This is a genomic window from Nocardia sp. NPDC050435 (assembly GCF_040655395.1).
Lineage (GTDB): Bacteria > Actinomycetota > Actinomycetes > Mycobacteriales > Mycobacteriaceae > Nocardia.
In genome coordinates this window covers 78,149-99,475 of sequence record NZ_JBFAJW010000012.1, presented here as the reverse complement: position 1 = coordinate 99,475, position 21,327 = coordinate 78,149, and the positions used below count along the sequence as shown (strand labels likewise).

General features: G+C 70.1%; 20 protein-coding genes. 11 read left to right on the top strand and 9 right to left on the bottom strand.

The window, feature by feature from the left end; genetic code table 11:
* Positions 1-6: 6 nt before the first annotated feature.
* Complete coding sequence (locus tag AB0I43_RS32050; RefSeq protein WP_357433172.1) at positions 7-828, bottom strand: NADPH-dependent oxidoreductase; 822 nt, start codon at positions 826-828, stop codon at positions 7-9.
* Positions 829-836: 8 nt separating this feature from the next.
* Positions 837-1,850, bottom strand: coding sequence for an ABC transporter substrate-binding protein (locus AB0I43_RS32045; RefSeq protein WP_356976352.1), 1,014 nt, complete (start codon positions 1,848-1,850; stop codon positions 837-839).
* Positions 1,851-2,034: 184 nt separating this feature from the next.
* Between AB0I43_RS32045 and AB0I43_RS32040 the strand changes: the two genes are divergently transcribed.
* From AB0I43_RS32040 to AB0I43_RS32015, 6 genes are all read left to right on the top strand, one after another.
* The gene (locus AB0I43_RS32040; protein WP_356976351.1) at positions 2,035-2,964 is read left to right on the top strand and encodes an alpha/beta hydrolase family protein; all 930 of its coding nucleotides are present in this window, start codon (positions 2,035-2,037) and stop codon (positions 2,962-2,964) included.
* 159 nt (positions 2,965-3,123) lie between these two features.
* Complete coding sequence (gene lanKC / locus AB0I43_RS32035) at positions 3,124-5,688, top strand: class III lanthionine synthetase LanKC (protein WP_356976350.1); 2,565 nt, start codon at positions 3,124-3,126, stop codon at positions 5,686-5,688.
* A 521-nt stretch (positions 5,689-6,209) separates the two neighbouring features.
* Positions 6,210-7,445, top strand: coding sequence for an MFS transporter (locus AB0I43_RS32030; RefSeq protein WP_356976349.1), 1,236 nt, complete (start codon positions 6,210-6,212; stop codon positions 7,443-7,445).
* Positions 7,446-7,479: 34 nt separating this feature from the next.
* Entirely contained in the window at positions 7,480-7,935 is a 456-nt protein-coding gene (locus AB0I43_RS32025; RefSeq protein ID WP_356976348.1) for a hypothetical protein, read from the top strand.
* Positions 7,928-9,094, top strand: coding sequence for a histidine kinase (locus AB0I43_RS32020; RefSeq protein ID WP_356976347.1), 1,167 nt, complete (start codon positions 7,928-7,930; stop codon positions 9,092-9,094). The genes AB0I43_RS32025 and AB0I43_RS32020 overlap by 8 nt, the downstream gene beginning before the upstream one ends.
* Positions 9,091-9,741 carry a response regulator transcription factor gene (locus tag AB0I43_RS32015; protein ID WP_356976346.1) on the top strand — a complete coding sequence of 217 codons (651 nt, stop codon included), beginning with the start codon at positions 9,091-9,093 and terminating at the stop codon, positions 9,739-9,741. Before AB0I43_RS32020 ends, AB0I43_RS32015 begins: the two co-directional genes overlap by 4 nt.
* Positions 9,742-9,752: 11 nt before the next feature.
* Here the strand turns inward: AB0I43_RS32015 and AB0I43_RS32010 are convergent, their stop codons facing one another.
* The 5 genes from AB0I43_RS32010 to AB0I43_RS31990 all read right to left on the bottom strand — a co-directional run bounded on the left by AB0I43_RS32010 (position 9,753) and on the right by AB0I43_RS31990 (position 14,804).
* On the bottom strand, positions 9,753-10,862 hold the full coding sequence (locus AB0I43_RS32010) for a glycerate kinase (RefSeq protein ID WP_356976345.1): 1,110 nt from the start codon (positions 10,860-10,862) through the stop codon (positions 9,753-9,755).
* Between the two features lie 16 nt (positions 10,863-10,878).
* A complete protein-coding gene (locus AB0I43_RS32005) occupies positions 10,879-11,682 on the bottom strand; it encodes an ABC transporter ATP-binding protein (protein WP_356976344.1) in 804 nt (267 codons plus the stop codon).
* 12 nt (positions 11,683-11,694) lie between these two features.
* Positions 11,695-12,735 carry an ABC transporter substrate-binding protein gene (locus AB0I43_RS32000; protein ID WP_356976343.1) on the bottom strand — a complete coding sequence of 347 codons (1,041 nt, stop codon included), beginning with the start codon at positions 12,733-12,735 and terminating at the stop codon, positions 11,695-11,697.
* Between the two features lie 38 nt (positions 12,736-12,773).
* Entirely contained in the window at positions 12,774-13,646 is an 873-nt protein-coding gene (locus AB0I43_RS31995) for an ABC transporter permease (RefSeq protein WP_356976342.1), read from the bottom strand.
* A gap of 126 nt (positions 13,647-13,772) precedes the next feature.
* Positions 13,773-14,804, bottom strand: coding sequence for a LacI family DNA-binding transcriptional regulator (locus AB0I43_RS31990; RefSeq protein WP_356976340.1), 1,032 nt, complete (start codon positions 14,802-14,804; stop codon positions 13,773-13,775).
* 177 nt (positions 14,805-14,981) lie between these two features.
* On the opposite strand from AB0I43_RS31990, the gene AB0I43_RS31985 reads away from it, so the two are divergent.
* Genes AB0I43_RS31985 through AB0I43_RS31975 form a run of 3 tightly spaced genes read left to right on the top strand, consistent with a single transcriptional unit; the run spans position 14,982 to position 18,186 of the window.
* Positions 14,982-16,148: a Gfo/Idh/MocA family oxidoreductase gene (locus tag AB0I43_RS31985; RefSeq protein WP_356976338.1), complete on the top strand. Its 1,167-nt coding sequence runs from the start codon at positions 14,982-14,984 to the stop codon at positions 16,146-16,148.
* Complete coding sequence (locus AB0I43_RS31980) at positions 16,145-17,335, top strand: dihydrodipicolinate synthase family protein (RefSeq protein WP_356976336.1); 1,191 nt, start codon at positions 16,145-16,147, stop codon at positions 17,333-17,335. Before AB0I43_RS31985 ends, AB0I43_RS31980 begins: the two co-directional genes overlap by 4 nt.
* Entirely contained in the window at positions 17,332-18,186 is an 855-nt protein-coding gene (locus AB0I43_RS31975; protein WP_356976335.1) for a sugar phosphate isomerase/epimerase family protein, read from the top strand. Before AB0I43_RS31980 ends, AB0I43_RS31975 begins: the two co-directional genes overlap by 4 nt.
* Before the next feature lie 37 nt (positions 18,187-18,223).
* Here AB0I43_RS31975 and AB0I43_RS31970 read toward each other — a convergent pair whose 3' ends face one another.
* Positions 18,224-19,084 carry an alpha/beta hydrolase gene (locus AB0I43_RS31970; RefSeq protein ID WP_356976333.1) on the bottom strand — a complete coding sequence of 287 codons (861 nt, stop codon included), beginning with the start codon at positions 19,082-19,084 and terminating at the stop codon, positions 18,224-18,226.
* 140 nt (positions 19,085-19,224) lie between these two features.
* Here AB0I43_RS31970 and AB0I43_RS31965 point away from each other — a divergent pair, with 140 nt between their 5' ends.
* A complete protein-coding gene (locus tag AB0I43_RS31965) occupies positions 19,225-19,827 on the top strand; it encodes an excalibur calcium-binding domain-containing protein (protein ID WP_357433170.1) in 603 nt (200 codons plus the stop codon).
* 61 nt (positions 19,828-19,888) lie between these two features.
* Here AB0I43_RS31965 and AB0I43_RS31960 read toward each other — a convergent pair whose 3' ends face one another.
* Positions 19,889-20,344 (bottom strand): nuclear transport factor 2 family protein, encoded by a 456-nt coding sequence (locus AB0I43_RS31960; RefSeq protein ID WP_356976329.1) that lies wholly within the window; start codon positions 20,342-20,344, stop codon positions 19,889-19,891.
* 105 nt (positions 20,345-20,449) lie between these two features.
* Here AB0I43_RS31960 and AB0I43_RS31955 point away from each other — a divergent pair, with 105 nt between their 5' ends.
* A complete protein-coding gene (locus AB0I43_RS31955; RefSeq protein ID WP_356976327.1) occupies positions 20,450-21,319 on the top strand; it encodes a class I SAM-dependent methyltransferase in 870 nt (289 codons plus the stop codon).
* Positions 21,320-21,327 lie beyond the last annotated feature (8 nt).

Here is a 21,327-nt window from a genome sequence, read left to right as displayed (position 1 = left end):
GCGGTATCAGACCAAGCGAAACCCGTGATTCGCCAAGGCTTCACGCAGGCGGTGCCGCCCGTTCAGTCCGGCGGCGGAGGCGAGGCCATGCAGCACTCGTTCGGTCCAGGAGTGGGTGAGCTGTTCCTCGGCGTAGAACTGGGCGATGCGCTGTTCGTAGGTCGCGACGTGCTTGCGCTGTTCGGTCAGCTTGTAGGTCTCGTGGTGCAGCACCGCGGCCTGGGGCAGGCGTGGTTTGATCCGCGTCGGCCCGGAAGGGTCGGGATGGCCGACGACCAGTCCGAAGACGGCGAATACGTGCTGCGGCAGATTCAACTCCGCCGCAACGAGTTCCGGGTGATTGCGCAGCGCGCCGATGTACACGGTGCCCAGTCCGAGCGACTCCGCGGCGACAACCGCGTTCTGCGCGGCCAGCGCGGCGTCGATGAACCCGACGTAGCTGGATTCGAGATAGTCGGCTCCGTCCAGTGGCGCGTCGTGATCGGCCGCCAATTGCCGGAGCCGGGCGAAGTCCGCGGTCCAGACCAGCAGCACCGGAGCCTGCACGATGTGTTGCTGCCCACCGGCCAGTTCCGCCAGCCGGGCCTTGCGCGCCTGGTCACGCACCGCGACGACACTCCACACTTGGAGATTCGAGGAAGTCGCCGCCGATTGCGCCGCCGAAACCAGTAGGCGCAGCGTCTCGTCGGAGACCGGGGTGTCGAGATAAGCGCGCACCGAACGGTGCTCGTGCAGCACCCGCAGCACGGAGTTCCACTGCGCGGGCGCCGCCGAGTGCGACTCGCGATACCGTTGCCGGAGCGCCTCGGCCAGCAGTTCCTGTGTCACGGACTCTCCTACTTCGCCGCGTTCGGGTTGTACTTGTTGGTGAAGAATTTCGAGGAGTCCAGCGGACCGGTGATCGCGCCTGTGTCGCGCAGCCACGGCTCCCACAGCTGGAAATCACGAGGCGTGATCAGTCCGTTGACGGCGGGCACTCCGACCGACAACCAGAACCGCACGGCCGAGGAATCCTCCCCGGAGCGCTTGCGCTTATCGATGATCTCGGTGAACTTCGCGACGACCTGTTCACGGGGCGTGGTCTTCTGCCATTCGATCGCCTTGGCGATGCCGCCGACGAAAGCTTCGACCACGGCGTGGTTCTTGGCCAGGAAATCGTTGCGGAAGATGTACTGGCCGCCGTTGAACGGACCGAACTGCTCGAAATCGGTGAAGACCGGCCGCAGTCCGCCGGCGGCGACGGCCCGCTGCTGGAACTGCCCGCTCAGCGCCGCGACATCCACCTGACCGCGGCGCACCGCGTCCTCGGTGTTGGGCGGCGGCAGGACCACCAGCTGCACCGATTTGATCTGCTGCTCGTCGAAACCGTTCTGTTTCAAGGCCGTATGAATGTCGGCCTCGGCCTGACCGCCGAGCGTATTGACCCCGATCTTCTTTCCGGCCAAGTCTTTCGGGGATCGGATCGGGCTGTCCTCGGGCACGTAGAACCCGGTGAAGGTCTTCTCGTCGGAGCCGTAGTAGTTGATCACCGCCGTCACCGGCGCCCCCGCCTGCGCCAGCTTGGCGACCGCGCCACCGAACGCGCCGCCGAAGTCGACCTGCCCGGTCGCCGCGGATTGGATGTCCTGGGGTCCGCTGCCGGTATTGCCCTGCCAGTCCAATTTCACCTTGCCCTCGAAGAATCCGAGGTCCTCCGCCAGTTCAGGAATCGTGACCTGCGATGCCCACCCCTGATAGCGCAGCACCGGAACTCCACCGGATTCCCGGACCTGCCCACCGCCGCACGCACTGAGCGCCAACGCCACGGTGGCGATCACCGCGGCCAGGACCGCTCTCCCGTGTCGTCTCACGTTCACTCCTCGCTCCGGGCAACACGACATCGCGTTGCGGTACAGCGAGACTGGCGGACGAGCGGTCGGCCGTCCAGAATTGCGTTCGCGCAGATTCGATACGTGGCGGTCGGCAGGCGGCTGTCCCGTATCGCGCTTCGGCACAGAACGTTTCGTCATGATCGCGCGGCGGTATAGCTGGAGTATGGCGTTTTCGAAGTCTTCGGCCGCGTTCGCGGCGGCACTGGCGGCCGCATTCCTGGTGTCCGTCCCGGCGGCGGCGCAACCCCGGCTGGTGGAGGAGGCGCCGCTGGCCGACAACATCTCCCGGATCGACGTCTACTCTCCCGCGATGGATCGGGTGATCACCAACCGGGTGATCCACGCGGCCGACGGGCCCGCGCCGACGCTGTACCTGCTCACCGGCATCGGTGGCGGCGAGGACGGCATCTCCTGGTGGGACAACACCGATGTGCGAGAGTTCTTCGCGGACAAGCACGTCAACGTGGTGATGCCGGTCGGCGGCAAGTACAGCCTGTACACCGACTGGATCGCCGACGATCCCGCGATCGGCCGCAACCGGTGGCAGACCTACCTCACCCAGGAGCTACCGGGCGTGCTCGACGCGAAGCTCGGCAGCACCGGCCGCAACGCCATCGCCGGGGCGTCGATGGCCGCGGGTTCGGCCGTGGATCTGGCGATCCACTCCGGTGGGCTCTACAGCGCGGTCGCGGCCTACAGCGGCTGCCCCTGGACCGCCGACGCGCTCGGCACCGCGATGATCAACGCGCAGGTCGGACGGGGCGGGGCCAACTCGGCCAACATGTGGGGTGCCCCCGGTGGCGCGATCTGGCAGGCGCACGATGCCTTCGCCAACGCGGCGGCCCTGTCCGGCAAGACCGTCTATCTGTCCGCCGCGTCCGGCACGCCCGGCGCCATCGACGAGGGCGGGCTGCCGTTCCCGCCGCTGGAGGCCATCGCGAGCTCGTGCACCGCGGCGTTCGCGGCCCGGCTGACCCAGCTCGGACTGCCGGTCACCCACGTCAACCGCCCGGAGGGTTCGCACACCTGGGGGCAGTTCGAGACCGATCTGCACGAATCCTGGCCCCAGCTGGCCCGCGCCATCGGCGCCTGAGCACGAGCACTACCGCGCGACGATGAGACCACTCATCGCCGTGCGGTAGGCCGGAGACGGCACCACGCACCGATTCGGTGAGGGTGCCGCAGCGGTCATTCTGGAATCCGTTCGATCGACCGACGGACGGATTCGAAACCCGAGAAGGGTTGGACCGCAATGCTTCACGACGCAGCGTTCTTGCTCACCGACCCGGACTACTTCCGGCCGATCGAGTACAGCGACCCGGGACCGCGATTCGCCCCCGCCGCGCCGCCCGCCGGGTGGACGCGCAGCGAGTCCGGCGTGTGGACCCACTGGCTGCCGCCGGAGGTCGCCTTGCCCGATCAGGGCTGGAAAGTGCACGTCTCCAGCGCACTGGAGAACACCCACCTGGTGCTCGACATCGTCGCCGGCGTCTGCGCCGAGCTGGGGGTGCCGTTCAAGCACCTGACCGGGCGGGCGTTCTTCGGCTGGCTGCACAGCAAGCACGGCAGCCGGGTGCAGAGCGGGAAGTTCTGCGCGCTCTACCCGCCGACGCCACAGCGCGCCCACGAGGTGCTGATCCGGCTGGAGCGCGCACTCTACGGCATCGCGGGACCCTATGTGCTCACCGATCGCCGATTCGGCGAATCACAGTGTGTCTCCTATCGTTTCGGTGCGTTTCGGCCCCGTTACCGGCTGCAGGCCGACGGCTCGAAGCTGCCCACCATGCGCGCCCTCGACGGCACCGAGATCCCGGACGAGCGCCGCCCGGAATTCTTCCTGCCGGCCGGCGTGGTCGATCCGTTCGGGCCGCCGCCGGAACCCGCCGACACCGCGGGCGAGGTCAGCTTCCACGGCTACACCTTCGAGGAGGTGCTCCAGCACAGCAATGCCGGGGGCGCCTATCGGGTCCGCGACAGCCACGGCGGCGCGTGCTTCGTGAAAGAGGCCAGGGGCCACAACGGCTACGTCGGCGCGCGGGACGCCCGCCAGCGGCTCGAGCACGAGTATCTGACGCTGCGCGCCCTGCACGCCGCCGCACCCGGGCTGGCGCCGCGACCGATCGAGCTGTTCACCGAGTGGGAGAACACCTACCTCGTCACCGAGTTCGTGCCGGGACGCACGCTGACCAGCTGGATGGTCGCCACGACGCCGCTGATCCACGCCGGCGCGGATCCGGCGTCCTTCGCCGGGTACTACCGGCGCTGCCGCCACATCCTCGAGCAGCTCACCGAGCAGATCCAGACGCTGCACCGCCTCGGCTACGCCTTCGTCGACATCAGTCCGGGCAACGTGCTCGTCGCCGACGACGACACCGTGCGGCTGATCGACGTGGAAGCCGTGCAGCGACTGGACCATCCGCTCGGGCTGCTGTCCACGCCGGGCTTCACGCCGCCCGAATTGCGGACGGCCGCGGCGCGGGCCGAGGCCGATCCGCGCTATGTGGATGCCTACGCGCTGGCGGCGCTGGCGCAGACGCTGATCTTCCCGATGCACGAGGCCGCCGAGCGGTCGCCGCAGTCGCTGGCGCATCTGCACGCCGATCTCGCCGACGTGGCCGCCCCGCCGGCACCGCTGTGGGATGCCGCGCTGCGCTACCGGCGCGACAGCGGCGAGCAACGCCTGCCCGATCCGGAGACGGTGCGCGCCGACCCGATCACCGCGCTGGCCTGGTTGCGCGACCGCACCGCCGACGCGCTGGAACGCATGGCCGAACCGGGGCATCCGATTTCGGTGTATCCGCTGGGCCCGAAGGGCTACGGCACCAACACCCGCGGCGTCGCCCACGGTACGGCGGGCGTGCTGCACGCGTTGCGGTCGGCGGGACGAACCATCGACCCGGCGGTGCGGACCCGCCTGCGCGACGAATCGCTGGCCGCCCGCGACGACACCTGCCCGGGCCTGATGTTCGGCAACGCCGGAATCGCCCTGGTGCTCGACGATCTCGGCGAGCGCGAGGCCGCGGCGACGCTGCTCGCGGCGGCCGGAGCGCATCGTCTCGCCACCGAGTCCGCGACCTGGGGCGGCGGTGCCGCCGGAATCGCTATGGCCTACTTGCTCTTTCATCGGCGCACCGGCGATCCCGGCCACCTCGAACAGGCGCACCGCCTGCTCAGCGCCCTGCCCGCGGACCTGCGCCCCCTGCTGGGCGCCGACAACGCCGGCGGATTGCTGCACGGGCGGCCCGGCCCGGCGCTCGCCCTGTACTACCTGGCGACCCTGACCGGCGAGCAGCGCTCCTTCGACCACGGATTGCGGCTGCTGCACGAGGAATTGGCGCACGCCGAGCTTCGACCAGGCGACGCGCTGGAGTTCCGGACCTCGGAGCGCGACCTGCGGGTCATGCCCTACCTCGCCTCCGGCAGCGCGGGTTACGCGCTGGTCGCGTCCCGCTACCTGCGCCGGCACGACGATCCCGTGCTGGCCGAGGCGCTGCGGAGATGTCTGCGCTCCGCGGGCATCCGCTTCACCGCCGCTCCCGGGCTCTTCCACGGTCAAGCGGGAATGGCTCTGGCCCAGGCCGATTCGGGCCTGCCGCTCGATCCGGCTCGATGGACGGCGCTGTTCAAGTACGCGATTCCCGGCGCGACCGGCGTGCGCTGGCTCGGCGGGCACGGCCAGCGGCTCAGCGCCGACCTGGCCACCGGTTCGGCCGGCGTCCTGCTGGCCCTCCACCACGCGCTGACCGGCAGCCCCGACCCCCTGTTCACCCTCGACGCGGCAGCGGCTCCGGCCGCGCCCCAGCCGGTCGAGCTGTAACCGACGACACCGAGAGGAGGTGAACACGATGATCGAGATCCTGAAGCTGCAGGCCGAGACCGCCAAGAACGAGGGCGAGGACGCCGCCCTGAGCACCCTCAGCATGGCCCACTGCACCAACACCCACGAAATGCAGTGACGCCCAGTCGACTCCGCCACCGCCGAAGGAGGTGAACACGATGCGCCAGATCCTGAAATTGCAGGCCGAGACCGCCAAGAACGAGGGCGAGGACGCCGGCTTGAGCACGCTCAGCATGCAGCACTGCACCAACACCCACGAAATGCAGTGACACCCCACCGCACCCGCGACACCCGAAGGAGGTGAGACACCATGGGCCAGATCCTGAGACTGCAGGCCGAAATCGCCAGGAACGAGGGCGAGGACGCCGGCTTGAGCACCTGGAGCATCCAGCACTGCACCAACACCCACGAAATGCAGTGACACCCCGACAACCGCGCCGGGCGCGGGGCCGTGCGGCCCCGCGCCCGGCGATTCTTTTCCGCCGACAAGGAACCCGACCATGATCGATACAGCTGCGACACGGCGGCATGCGGATCTGCGACGCTATCTGCTCGCCCAGGCCACCTCCAGCTTCGGCAGCACCATGACCAGCACCACCGTCGCCGTCACCGCCGTGGCCGCCCTGGCGGCCGGGCCGCGCGAGGTGTCGCTGCTGGTCGCCGCCTCGGCGGTGCCGCCGCTGCTGCTCGGTCCGTGCGCCGGGGTCCTGCTGGACCGGGTGCGCCGGCCACGCCGGATGCTGATCGGCGCGGATCTCGTGGCCGCCACGGCGATCGCGGTGTGCGCGGTGGCGGCGCTGACCGGCCGCCTCACCGTGGCCACCCTGATCGGCTTGTCGCTGACGCTCGGCGTGACCGGCATAGTCCGTGCGGGACTGTACTTCTCGCATCTGAGCACGCTCGGCGTGCGCGATCTCGGCGCCACCCGCGCGCGGCTGCAAGCCAATGCCCTGCTGGCGCGGTCGGCGGGCGCGTCGGTGGCGGGGCCGCTGCTGGCGGCGGCCGGTGCGGCGATCATGTTGGGCTGCGACGTGCTGAGCTATCTGTTCAGCGCCTACTGCCTGGCCGGACTGTCCGCGCCGGATCACCGCGAGACCGCCGAACCCAGCGGTCTGCGCCGCGAATTCGCCGACGGGATCCGCGCGCTGCGCGACTCCCGAATCCTCGCCGCGCTGGCACTGTATCTGCTGATCGGCGGGGCGGCCGCCGGTGGCGTCGCGGCGATGCGCTCGGTGTTCCTGCTCACCGACATCCGAATTCCGGTGTCCGTGTATGGCATTCCCGCCGTCGCCGCCACCTTGTCCGCGGCGCTGGGCGCGGTGCTGGCGCCGCGCCTGCTCGCGGGACGGATGTCCGCCGATCGCGCGCTGCGCGGCGCCGTCCTCGCGGCGGCGGTCTGCGCGCTCGCCCTGCCGGCCGCCACCGGCGCCCTGCCCGTCGCGCTGGTGATCGTCTGCGCGAGCACCGCGCTGCCGACCTTTTTCGGCGCGATCCTGAACATCGCGCTGATCACCGTCATGGGCGCCGAGGTCGGTGACCGGTATTTCGCCCGCGTGGGCGCGCTGCTGGCCACCGGCACGACCGCCGCGAACCTGGCCGGGGCGCTGCTGGGCGGTGTGCTCGGTGAGCAGCTCGGCGCCCGCGCCGGAATCTGGGTCTTCGTCCTCGCCGATCTCGGCGGCGCGCTCGCCTTCACCCTGGTCCTGGCCCGCCGCCCGGCCCCGCTGAATACATAGTCCCGTCCGGCGCTGTCGTGCGACACTTCTGCCCATGACAGCACGGACTTTCGTGGTCGTATACGCGGTCGACGAGAGCGGCGCGACCGGTGTGCGGATCGGGCAGGCGAGTCTGCTCGAACGGGAATTCGCCCTCGCCCACCCCGATTCCGCGGCCCTGCTCGCCGGGCAGCGGGCGGCGCTGCGGCTCGGGATCTTCAGTCCCGCCCATCATTACGGCGAGGTCGTCGATGTCGCGGCGACGATCGTCGTGCCCGAGGCCCCCGATATCGTGCTGCTGCAACTGGCCCAGACCTCGGCCGCGCCGCCGCGCGGCGTGCCGGTCACCCTCGCCGAGAATCCCGACGGCGGCCTGATCGAACCCAGCCGCGCCGACGTCGTCACGGCCGTGCGCGCGGTGCTCGCCGACGCCGCCGCCGAGCCGCCACCGCCGGCGATGACGATCGGCAATCCCCTGACCTGGGTGTGGAAGCTGCTGGGCGGTGGCTGAATTCCCCGCCGGCGCGCTCCGTCGATGCGCCGACCTCGCCCTGGTCGTCGCCGTCGGCGCGCTCGACCTGGCGGCCTGGGGCGGCGATCGCGAGCTGGCCGGCGGGGGCAGCCTGCCGATCTGGGTGGTGCCGGTCGCGGCGGTGCTGCTGTGCGGTTCGCTGCTGTGGCGCGGGCGGTTCCCGCTCGCGGTGTGGGCACTCGCGTGGGGTTGGACGGCGGTGAATCTGGTTGTCCCGAACTACTTTCCGGTCGGGTACCTGCTGGTCGCCACCTTCGCGGCCGGGTGCCGGGTGCCCGCGAGCACGGCGCGGCTGGTGCTGGCGGGCTCCGCGCTCTCGCTCGCGTTGTTCACCTACCACAACGACCTGGCGGGTCCCGCCGAGTCCGCGCCCAGCCACTATCTCGTCGCGGGCACGCTCTGGGCCCTGGCGCTCGGCGTCGTCTGGGGCGTGGCACGCGTGCTCTACCTGCGCGAACAGCGCGGGCTCGCGGCGCAGTCGCGGCTGCGCGCCGACGCCGAGGCCGCGCTGGCGGCGCAGCGGCTGCGGCTCGCGCACGACCTGCACGACAGCGTCTCGGGTGCGGTGTCCGGCATGATCCTGCACGCCGCCGCCGCGCGGGCGCTGGCCACCGGCGGGGACCCGCAGGTGATCGCGGCGTTGACCACCATCGAGCAGGCCGGGACCCACGCCATGAGCGAGTTGCACGACCTGCTCGGCCTGCTGCGTGCCCCCGCCCAGGCCACCGCGCCGGGCACCCTGGAAGACCTGATCGAGCGGAATCGGGCGCGCGGGTTGACGATTCGTCTCGACACCGACGGCGCCCGGCCCCCGCGGGTCGATCCCGACGTCGACCTGGCCGCCTATCGGCTGGTGCAGGAATCGCTGACCAACGTCGCCAAGCACGCGGGCGCGGGCGCGCACGTCGACATCAGCATCGGCTGGCACCCCTCCCGGGTCACCGTCGCCGTGCGCAGCAGCGGCGGGGCGGGCCCGGCCGAGCAGGTCGGCCGGCTCTCCACCCGCCAGGGCCTGGCCGGGCTCACACAGCGGCTGCAAACCCTCAGCGGCACCGTCGAATACGGCCCGGACGGCGCGGGCTGGTCGGTGGTCTCGGAGATACCGCTGAGCGCCACGGGAATCGCGGAGAACACGTGACGATCAGAGTGCTCATCGCCGAGGACGAGGCCCTGGTGCGGGCGGGCTGTGTGCTGCTGCTCGGCAGCGTCGCCGGGATCGAGGTGGTCGGCGAAGCCGCCGACGGCGCGGCGGCCGTCGCGCTCGCCGCCGACACGCGGCCCGACGTGGTCCTCATGGACCTGCGCATGCCGGGCACCGACGGGATCACCGCCACCCGGGCGCTCTGCGAAAACCCCGACGCCCCAGCGATTCTCATCCTGACCACGTTCAACGAACAGCAGGCGGTGCAGCAGGCGCTCGCCGCCGGCGCGAGCGGCTTCCTGCTCAAACACGCCGCCCCCGCCGACCTCGCCCAGGCCATTCGCGCGTGCGCCGCGGGCGACGGGTGGCTCGATCCCGCGGTCGTCGGCGGTGTGCTCACCGCCCTGCGCTCGGCCACTCCCCCGCAGGTCAGCACACCCGCCTCGATCGCCGGGCTCACCAACCGGGAACGCGAGGTGCTGGTGCTGATGGCGATGGGCTACGCCAACACCGACATCAGCGCCAAGCTCTTCATCAGCGAAGCCACCACCCGCACACACGTCTCCCACGTCATCGCCAAGACCGGTTCCCGGGACCGGACCCAGGCGGTGGTGCACGCCTACCGCAGCGGTTTGATGAGCTGACGTTCCGGGACTCAGACGGCGACGCCGCCGATCCGGCGCCCGATCGTGGTCAGCAGCCGCCGGGTCAGTTCGGGGTCGGCGGCGGTTTCCCGGTCGGTGTAGTCGCCGAGGGCGTGGATCGCGGTGAAGCCGGCCGGGCCCCACTGGTGGCGGAGCAGCGTGCTCCGGCCGGCGACGGCGACCACCGGCACCGGGCGGGCGCGCCGGGCCAGCACCGAGAGCAGTTTGCCGTGCGCGGTCTGCGCGTCGATACTGCCCTCCCCGGTCACCACCAGGTCGAATCCCGGTAGGTGCCGGTCGAATTCGGCCAGGTCGAGGAAGAACTCGGCACCGGAGACGAGAGTGCCGCCGAGCAGCAACGCCGCGAAACCGATTCCGCCCGCGCTGCCCGCGCCGGCCGCGGCCGCGACCGTCCGGGCGTGCGGGTAGCCGCTGCGCGCGAACGCCTCGACCAGGTTGGCCAGACCGGCGTCGAGAAACCGGACCTCGGCCGCGGTAGCTCCCTTCTGCGGGCCGTACACCGCTGCCGCCCCGCTGGATCCGAGCAAGGGATTGGTGACATCGCCCGCGATCACGATCTCGACGCCGGTCAAGGACTGCGCTCGGGATGAGTCGACGGTGTGGACCAGGCCCGCGTTGCGCCCGCAGGGGCGCAGCAGTCTGCCCTCAGCGTCGGCGAAGGTGTGGCCGAGCGCCGCGAGCAAACCCATGCCGCCGTCGGTGCTGGCGCTGCCGCCGAGGGCGAGCACCAGTCGCCGCGGCCGGTACCGCAAAGCCTGGGCGACAGCCTGTCCCAGGCCCAGGCTGCTCGCGTCCAGCGGTAGCGGGCGGCCGCCGGGCAGGGTGGTGAGACCGCAGGCGGCGGCGACCTCCACCACCGCGGTGCCGTCGCCGAAGGCGATCCGCGCGGACCGCGGGGTTCCGGCCGCGCCGGCCACCGTCACCGGCCGCGGCGTGAAACCCGCTGCCACGGCAGCCTCGACGCTGCCGTCGCCGCCGTCGGCCAGCGGGATCCGGTGACTGCCGACCCCCGCCGCCGTCAAGCCCGCGGCCAGCCCGTCGGCCACCTCGGCGGCGCTCAGGCTGCCTTTGAACTTGTCCGGGGCGAGGAGAACCCGCACGCGATCGTCCTTCCGCTCAATCCGCCTGCGCCACCGCGCCGAGCAGGTCCCGGGCCCGGTTGGCGACGGTGATGAACTCCGGCGTCTCCATCGTCGTGGCGTAGTCGCGGTGCGCGGGCAGATCCACGTCGAGCACTTCGATGATCTCGCCCGGCCGCGGGCTCATCACGACCACCCGGTTGGCGAGGTAGACGGCCTCGGCCACCGAATGGGTGACCAGCAATACCGTGGTGCCGGTCTCGCGCCAGATCCGATGCAGTTCGACGTTCATCCGTTCCCTGGTGAGCGCGTCGAGGGCGCCGAACGGCTCGTCCATCAGCAGCACCGCGGGCCGGTGCAGCAGCGCCCGGCACAGCGAAACCCGTTGCTGCATACCGCCGGAGAGCTCGTGCGGCAGGGCGTTCTCGAAGCCGCCGAGCCCGGTCATCTCGATCAGCCGCGCGCACTCGGCCGCCGCGGCCCGCTTGTCCATGCCGCGCATCTCGGCCTGCAACAGGATGTTCTTGCGGACCGTCCGCCATTCCAGCAACGCGGCGCGCTGGAAGACGTAGCCGATATCGCGTTGCGGACCGCGCACGGGGGCACCGCCGAGTTCGACCCGGCCCCCGCTCGGCTCGGTCAGCCCGGCAACGACCTTGAGCAGCGTCGACTTGCCGCAGCCGGACGGGCCGACGATGGACACGAATTCGCCGCGGCCGACCTGGAGATCGACCTCGTGCAGGGCGGTGACTTCGCCGCGTTTGGACGAGAACCGGACGGTCAGGTCGGTGACCGCGACCGCGGTATCGGTCCGGGCCAGGGTTTCGGTGGGTGTGCTCATCTGGTCACCTGCTCACGGCTTGCCGGTGGGGGTGAACGCCGAGTCCCAGTATTTGGCCGGGTCCTCGGCTTTCTCGAGCAGTTTCGCGCTGCTGAGCACCTCGACGGTGGCCTGCCAGTTCGCCGCGCTGTTGGTGCCGGGCGCCTTGCCGGCGGTCTCCGGTGTGCTCAGCAGCGGGATGGTCTGCTGCCACTGCTGCAGCAGCACCTGCTGCGGCGGCAGCTGCGGATCCTTGCCCTGCATCGCGGCGACCGCCGCGTCCGGATTCGCGACCGCCGCGGCGAAGGCCTCGCTGGTCGCGTCGACCATGGCCTGGACGAGCTTGGGCGAGGATTCGATGGTGCCCTGGTTCGCGATCAGCCCGTTGCTGAAGAAGTTCAGCCCCTGCTCCGAATACCGCAGATAGCGCACCTCTTTGCCGCTCTTGTTCGCGATGGTCGGCCCCTGATCGTGCGCGAACCCGATCAGCCCGTCGACGCGACCCGAGAGCATCGCCGACATCTTGCCCGCCGAATCGAGACTCTGCTGGGTGACCCGGTCCGCCGGGACGCCCGCCTTGTCGAGATAGAGCGGGAAGGTCGTGGTCGGCGCGTCACCGGCCGAGACCGCGATGGTCTTGCCCACCAGATCCGCCGGTGTCCGGATATTCGAATCCGCGAAGACCTGCACCGCCGAGGGCGTGGTCTGCAAGAAGACGCCGACGCTCTTGATCTTCACGCCCTTGTCGATATTGCTCAGCACGGCCGGCGTATCGGCCCAGCCGAAGTCGGTCTGCTTCGACCCGGTGGCCTGGGCGGTCTTGGTCGAGCCCTGCCCGGCCGAGATCTTCAGATCGATCCCGTGCTTGGCGAAGATGCCCTCCTGGATCCCGTAGTAGAACGGGGCGTGCTCGCCGTAGGGGTACCAGTTGAGCATCAGCGACACCGCGGTGGTCTTCCCGTCGGCGCCGGGCTCCTTGGCGTCCTTGCCGCCGCCGCCACAGCCGGTCAGGGCCAATACCGAGGCGAGCGCGGCGGCGCCGACTGTCGTGAGTGTGCGAGTTCCGAATTTCATGCGAGTTCTCCAGCTGTGACGCGAATGGTGCGACGTGCTCACGCGCCGCCGACGACCGAGGCCGTGGATCGACGGGAGGCGTGCCAGGGGATGAGGAACTGCTCGGCGATTTCGATGATCGCGAACAGGATGATGCCCAGCAGGGACATGATGATCAGGGCGGCGAACAGCATCGCCGTGTCGATGTTTCCGTTGGCCTGCAGGATCACATAGCCGAGTCCCTCGTTGGCGCCGACGAATTCGCCGACGACGGCGCCGGTGACCGCGAGGGTGGCCGCGATCTTGAGGCCGGACATCAACTGCGGCAGCGAGGCCGGAAAACGCACTTTCACGAACGTCTTCCAGTTGCTCGCGCCCATGGTGGAGGTGAGTTCGAGGATTTCCGGGTCCACCGAGCGCAGCCCGGCCATGCCGGAGATGACGATCGGGAAGAACGCCATCAGCACGGCGACCAGGATCTTGGGGCTGGTGCCGAAGCCGAGCCACACGATGAACAGCGGCGCGATCGCGATCTTCGGGATCACCTGGGCGAAGAGAATGAGCGGATACATCGTCCGCTCGGCGCCGCGGGAGTAGATCATCATCAGCGCGACGGCCTCGCCGACCAGCGCGGCGATGAGGAAGCCGGCCACCGTCTCGTAGGTGGTCACCCAGGTGTTCTCGAGCAGGTAGGCCGAATTGTCGACGGTGGTGCGCCAGGTGTCCCCCGGCGACGGCAGGATGTAGGGCTCGACGAGTTCGAACTTCGTGACCGCCCACCAGGCGACGGCGAGCGCCGCCACCAGGGCCAGCGGCCGCCAGATGTTCGACCACAGCGTGGCTGGGGATGGGAGCTTCCGGCGCCGGGCGCGAACGGGTTGCGTCGCCTTCGGTGCAGAGGAATCGGCCCCGACGGACGTGATTACCGCCATCTGGAGTCCTAAAGCTAGTAGTGGAGCGGGGTTCGAACTGCACCCGCTGGGAATGCGCTTTCCGAAGCTGGGACCGAGGCTAGTGTGACCGCCCACACAGTGTCAAGGGTTTCGAATCTCCGCAGCTCAGACCGGCCGGAAAACCGTGCTGTCGCGCAGGATCACACGGCCGGGGGCGAATTCGTGCGCCCGCTCGGCCGTCGCCGCGGCGTCCAGCGCCAGCGCGACGGCACGCTCGCCGATATCGACCAGCGACAGCGCCACCGTCGACAACCCGGGGACGTGATCACGCAGCGTCGGAATATCGTCGAAACCGGCGACGCAGACGTCGCCCGGCACCGCGAGGCCCAGCTCACGCCACGCCGCGATCGCCCCGATCGCCATCACGTCGCTCACCGCGAACACGCAGGGTGCGGCGTTGCCGGGGCGCAGCTCCAGCGCGGCGGCCAGGCGGCGGGCGGCACTGAAACCACCGTCGCGGGAGAAGTCGCCGGCGATCTCGACCAGCGGCGTCACGCCCTGTGTCGCCAGCGCCTCGACGAAGCCGTTGCGCCGGTCGACGGCCGTCCTGATGTGGCCCGGACCGCCGATCACGGCGAAATCCCGGTGCCCTTGCCCGAGCAGCGCGTGCGCCAATTGCGCTGCGGCCACGCGGTTCTCGGGCTCGACCGCCGCACCGAAGGACAGCGGCTGGCCGATCACCACCACCTTGCCGCAGTTGTCCAGATACCGCGCGCACTCCCGCTCCAGATCGCGGTCGAGATCACCGCTCTGGCGCGAGCCCGCCAGGATGATCGCGTCGGCGCGGTGCGAGATGAAGGTGCTCACCGACTCGCGTTCGATATCGAAATCCCGCTGCGTACTGGCCAGCAGGACGAGTTTGCCCGCCCGTCGCGCCGCCCCCTGCACGCCCTGCACGATCGAGGAGAAATACGGGTCGGCGATATCGTGCACGACCAGTCCGATGAGGCCGGTCGAGGCCCGGGCGAGCGCCTGGGCCTGGGCATTCGGCACATAGCCCAATTCGGCGGCGGCGGCGCGCACCCGGTCGGCGACCTCCTCGCCGGGGACCCGCGACGAGCCGTTGAGCACTCGGGACGCGGTTGCCTGGGAGACGCCCGCCCGGATCGCGACGTCTTGCAATCTCACAGCCGCCATGGCTTCGTGCCTCGTTCTCTCGGTAGGCGTGGGGGTTGACCGGACTCGGTGACTAGCATAGCTTGGAAAGCGCATTCCGAGCTGACTTGTCCACTCGACGTGTGCGGACTCCCCGCACACCGTCCACGACCCATTCTGCGGGTCGTCGGTCACGCAAATCAGAAGAGGCACAATCCAATGCCCGATTCCACCCCTGCCCCGCGCACGCTCCGCGTCGCCATGAACGGCGTCACCGGCCGCATGGGCTACCGCCAGCACCTGCTGCGGTCGATCCTGCCGATCCGCGCCGCCGGCGGACTGCTGCTCCCCGACGGGGCCCGCGTCCAGATCGAGCCGATCCTGCTCGGCCGCAACGCCGCCAAGCTCGCCGCACTCGCCGCCGAGCACGACATCGCGGAGTGGAGCACCGACGCGGCCGCCGTCATCGCCGATCCCTCCGTCGACATCTACTTCGACGCCCAGGTCACCTCGCGCCGCGTCGAGGCGCTCGCGGCCGCGATGAAGGCGGGCAAACACGTCTTCACCGAGAAGCCGACCGCCGAAACCCTCGCCGAGGCCGTCGAACTCGCCCGCATCGCCGCGAACGCCGGCGTCACCGCCGGCGTCGTGCACGACAAGCTGTATCTGCCCGGTCTGGTCAAGTTGCGCCGGCTCGTCGACGAAGGATTCTTCGGCCGGATCCTCTCGCTACGTGGCGAATTCGGCTACTGGGTCTTCGAAGGCGACGGCCAGCCCGCGCAGCGGCCCAGCTGGAACTACCGCGCCGAGGACGGCGGCGGCATCGTCGTCGACATGTTCTGCCACTGGAACTACGTCCTCGAGGGCCTGCTCGGCAAGGTCGAGGCGGTCACCGCCAAGACCGCGACCCACATCCCCACCCGGTGGGACGAGCACGACCGGCCCTATCCGGCCACCGCCGACGACGCCGCCTACGCGATCTTCGAGCTGGCCGGCGGCGTTGTCGCCCAGATCAACTCGTCCTGGGCGGTGCGGGTGTACCGCGACGAGCTCGTCGAATTCCAGATCGACGGAACCCACGGCTCCGCCGTGGCCGGCCTGCGCGACTGCGTCGCCCAGCACCGCTCGCACACGCCCAAACCGGTCTGGAATCCCGACCTGCCGGTCACCGAGCCGTTCCGCGAACAATGGCTGGACGTGCCCGCGAACGCGGAGCTGGACAACGGATTCAAGGCGCAGTGGGAGGAATTCCTCGCCGACGTGGTGCACGAGCGGCCGCACCGCTACGGGCTGCTCTCGGCCGCGCGCGGCGTGCAGCTGGCCGAACTGGGACTGCGCAGTTCCGCCGAAGGCCGCCGGATCGAGATCCCGGAGGTGACGCTGTGACCGCGGCAGCCACGGACGTCTCCGTTCTGCTACCCGCCGGTGCGCGGCTCGAACCCTACGTCCTGGGCGCACCGGGAGTGTGGACACGACCGACCGGTCCGATCACCTCGCGGGTGGCTTTCGCTGCCGCGCATGTGATTCCGCGCGCCACGGCGGACAACACCCCGGGCGCGCCCGCCACCGTCGACTGGGACGCGACGCTCGCCTACCGGCACGAACTGTGGTCCTACGGTCTCGGGGTCGCCGACGCCATGGACACCGCGCAGCGCGGCATGGGTCTGGACTGGCTCGCGACCGCGGAACTGATCCGCCGCACGGGCGCCGAGGCGGCCTCGGCCGGCGGCCGGCTCGCCTGCGGCGCCGGGACCGACCAGCTCGATCTCGCGGCACTGCCGTCCGGCCCGGCCGGGCTCGACCGGATCGTCGATGCCTATCGCGAGCAGATCGAGGTGGTGCGGGAGGCCGGGGCGCAGGTGATCCTGATGGCCTCACGGGCGCTGGTGCGGGTGGCCCGGTCGGCCGCCGACTATGTGCGCGTCTACGAGAAGGTGCTGGCCGAGGTGGATCGGCCGGTGATCCTGCACTGGCTCGGCACCATGTTCGATCCCGCGCTGCACGGATACTGGGGCAGCGCCGAGATCGATACCGCCACCGAGACTTTCCGGGCGCTCATCGAGCACAATCGCGCCAAGATCGACGGGGTCAAGGTGTCGCTGCTCGACGCGACACACGAGGTCGCGCTGCGGCGGGCGCTGCCCGACGGCGTACGGCTCTACACCGGCGACGATTTCAACTATCCCGAGCTGATCATCGGTGACGCACAGGGGCATTCGGACGCGCTGCTCGGCATCTTCGCGGCCATCTACCCGGCCGCCTCCACCGCACTGCAGGAACTCGATCGCGGGAACGCGGCGCGCGCGGCGGAGATCCTCGGCGCGACAAGGGAACTCGGGCGTCACATCTTCGCCGCACCCACGTACTACTACAAGACGGGTATCGCCTTCCTGGCCTGGCTCAACGGCCGTCAACCCGGCTTCTCGATGGTGGCGGGCCTCGCCACGGGACGCTCCGTGCCCCATCTGACCGAGTTGTTCCGGCTGGCGGATCGGGCCGGGCTGCTGTCGGACCCGGACCTGGCCGCGCATCGGATGCGGGTCTACCTCGAGCTGAACGGACTGCGCGCATGACATCGTCTCGGCCGTACGATCTCGATGACCCGTATGGTGCGCTGTCCCTGAACACCGCGACCACGAAACGCTGGACGCTCATCGAAGCGGTGGACGGGGCCGCCCGGGCGGGGCTCGGCGCGGTCGGACTCTGGCGCGACCGCGTCGAGGAGATCGGGGTGGCCCGCGCGGCGAAGGTGGTCGCCGATGCCGGATTGCGCGTCTCCAGCCTCTGCCGCGGCGGCTTCCTGACCGCGCCCGGCGACGGGCAGGAAGCCCTCGACGACAACCGCCGTGCCATCGACGACGCGGCGGCATTGGGCACCCGCGAACTGGTCATGGTCATGGGTGGGCTCGCCGACCGCGACCTCGCCGCCGCGCGGGCGCGGGTCGAGGACCGGCTGGCGCGGCTGGTCCCCTATGCGGCCGACCGCGGGGTCCGGCTCGCCCTGGAACCGCTGCATCCGATGTTCTGCGCCGACCGCGCCGTGCTTTCCACACTGGGACAGGCGTTGTCGATGGCGCGGCCCTATCCGGCGGAGGCGGTGGGCGTCGTGGTCGACACCTTCCATCTGTGGTGGGATCCGACGCTGGAGGAACAGATCGCCCGCGCCGGCGCCGCACGGATCAGCTCGTATCAGGTGTGCGACTGGCTCGATCCGATGGCCGCCGACCCACTGCTGTCGCGGGGCATGATGGGCGACGGCGTGATCGACTTCGCGAGCATCGGCCGGTGGGTTCGCGACGCCGGGTACCGCGGTGACGTCGAGGTCGAGATCTTCAATGCCGAGATCTGGGCCGGCGACGGAAACGTCGTGCTCGAGCGGATGAAACAGCGCTATCGGGATCTGATCCTGCCGTCCCTGATCTGACCCGTGGCCGGTCCAGCGTGCTGGACCGGCCGGCAGCTCAGCCGAGGACCTGACGCAGGACGTGGGCGAACGGCTCCGGCTGGCCCGGGTAGCCGGACTCCGGGCCGGTGAAGCCGCCGTGATGGCTGGGAAACTGCACCGGCTTCTGCCCCAGCCGCTCGGCGAGCGCCGTCGATGTGCGGGCCGTGACCGTGCCGGTCGACTCCTCGCCGACGCCGATCACGATCCGGGTCCGCGCGGCGGTGAGGGCGGCGATGTCGGGCCGGTAGCTGGTGACCACCTCGGCCCGCTCCGACAGCAGCGGATCGTCGCGGGAGCCGTCGTCCTCGACCGGCAGGCCGAACATCGCCGGGTCGGCGGCGGGCGCGGCGAAATACGCGTCACTGTATTCGCCCTGCCAGGACGTCATCGCAATGAAGCCCGCCATCCCCGCGCCGAATCCCTTCTGCGCGTAGGCCTCGCGATACCCCGCCGCCGCCCGCTCGGCCGCTGCGGCATCCGGCAGCACCGACAGCACCGGCGGTTCATGCGCCACCAGCGTGCGCACCGCGCCCGGATGCGCCGTCACCAGCGCGAGCGTGACGATGGCCCCGCCGCTGCTGGCGAAGACCTCGACCGGTCCACTGTCGAGCGCCTCGATGACGGCGTACACGTCCGCGGCGTGGACGGCCGGGGAATTGTCGAGCTGCCCCTCGGCGCGGACGCTGCGGCCGAGACCCCGAGGGTCGTAGGTGACAACCGTGCGATCGGTGAAATACGCGGCGAGGGCGGTGAAACCCGAGGCGTCCATCGGGAGGCCGACCATCAGCAGCGGCGGCCGCCCGTCCGCTGTCGGCAGTGGTCCGTGCACGTCGTAGGTGATCGTCGCGCCGGGAGTTTCGAGCTTGTGTGTCGTCATAACCGTTCTGACGGGAGCAAGGTCGAAAACTCATCGGTCGGTTCGATCCGGCGGCGGTGAATGAAACGAAGCTCGAACTCCGCCGATAGTTCAGGCATCGAACGAGACACCGAGAGTCGCATCGGGCTCCCGCAGTCTCCATGAGCCGGAACTGGAGGAGTCATCGGATGGCGGCAGTAGCAGGGGTGCTCGCGCTGATTTGGCTGATTATGGTGTTAATCGCGGTGATCGGCTTGGTGCGAGGACACCTGCATTGGGCTCGGCTGCGCAGCCGTAAGCATGCGGGATGGCTCCTCGCCGCGTCGTTCGTCGTGTTCTTTCTCATCGGCCTCACCGCACCGGATCAGAAGAGCGGGGACGCGGAGCAGAAGAGTCCCCCGAGTTCTGCCCCTGCCCTTCCGACAACAATGTCCTCGCCGGTGACTTCTGCACCGGTCAGCTCGTCACCGGTCGTCTCCGCCGCACCGGTCGCGCCCGCGACTACCACGGTGCCCGCTGCACCCACGTCCTTCAGTCCGGCCCCGCCGGTGCCACCCTTGCCGTCGACCCGCGTGCCCGCCCCGCAACCTTTTGTGGCACCACCCACTGCGGAGTCGACGACACCTCCCCCTGCTCCGGCGCGTGTGCACTACGCCGACTGCGATGCGGTGCGAGCCGCCGGCGCCGCCCCCCTGCATCGTGGTGAGCCGGGCTACCGATCCGGACTGGATCGCGACAACGACGGAATCGCCTGCGACCGGTGACGGGGCCGACCACGTGCGCGGCACCGAAGGCGGCGAGTCCCGCCGCCCGTGTCGGTCTCCGTCAGCCTTCTGAGACCGAATCGGCCGAGGCGCAGGCCGCGGCGATTGCCGCGGTGTCCCAGTAGAAGGGGCGGACCTCGCTGATGCGGCCGTCGGTCACCGTAATCGTCTGCAGGATGGGGAAATCGAGTTCGCGGGCGGTGGTGCGGGAGCGGGCGTGGACGTGGGTGAGGACGATCAGGGGGTTCGACTCGGACAGGAATGACTGGTCGAGCAGGTCGAAACGGTCCCAGGTCGCGGTCATCGCCTGGAAGAACTGTTCCAGGCCCGCGTGGCCGCGCCAGACGCCGCCGTAGGGCAGGGAGTCCGCCTGGGTCAGGACGACGTCGGGGGCGAAGAACGGGGCGAGGGTGGTGAAGGAGGCGATTCCTGGGCCGCCGGCGGCGAGATACTCGGATTCGGCCTGGTACATGCGCTCGAGAACGAGCTTGGGTGCGGGCGTGGCGGATATCGTCATGCCTTCACTATCGAGATCGTGCGTCCGGAATACCGGCGGTTATCGGACGCCGCGTGTGGCCGAGTTCATGGTGCGCGGGCGGGGAGGATGAGTAGCTTCTCGGGTATGGACCATGACGGACCTAGCCGGACAGCGCTCACTACGGCCTATGCGCGTGCCTATCATCAGCTCGTCGATGAGCCCAGGATCCTCACCGATCCGCTCGCGGCGCGGCTGCTCGGGGTAACGGTGGAGGAGCTCGGCGAGCTGGGCCGGCCCGCGGGCGCCGAGGAGGACGACGGGCTGAAGATGCTCCGGCTCGGAGTCGGCGATCGGCCGCGCCGATTGTTCTTCGCCGCGCGGTCGCGTTTCGCCGAGGACCGTGTGGCCGCGACCGGTGCGCGGCAGGTGGTGATCCTGGGTGCGGGCCTGGACACCTTCGCCTATCGCAACCCGGATGCCGGGCTGCGGGTCTTCGAGGTCGACCATCCGGCTACCCAGGCGTGGAAGCGCGAGCGCCTCGACACCTCCGGCATCGATCTGCCCGAGAGCCTGACCTTCGTGCCGGTCGACTTCGAAACCGACTCGCTGGCAACGCAACTGGAAGCCGCGGGTTTCGACCGGGCGGAGCCGGCCGTGTTCGTGTGGCTGGGCGTCATCTTCTATCTGACGCCGGAGGCCGCCCGCGCCACCCTGGAATACATTGCCGGGCACTCCGGTCCGGTCGAGGTGGTCTTCGACTATCTGGCCGACACCGACGAAGATCGTGCGCAACTGCTGGCTCGGGCGGAGCGGGCGAGCGCTGTCGGCGAGCCGTGGTTCAGCTACTTCGCGCCCGGCGACCTCGCCGAACAGCTGCGCACGCTCGGCTTCACCGACATCGACGACCATCCCGCAACCGAACTCATCGCCGATTACCTGGGCGGCACACCGGAATTCGACGGCGCGCCGCCGCAGGCGTTGCGGCCGGTGCGGTTACTGCGGGCCGGTCACTGAAGGGCCGG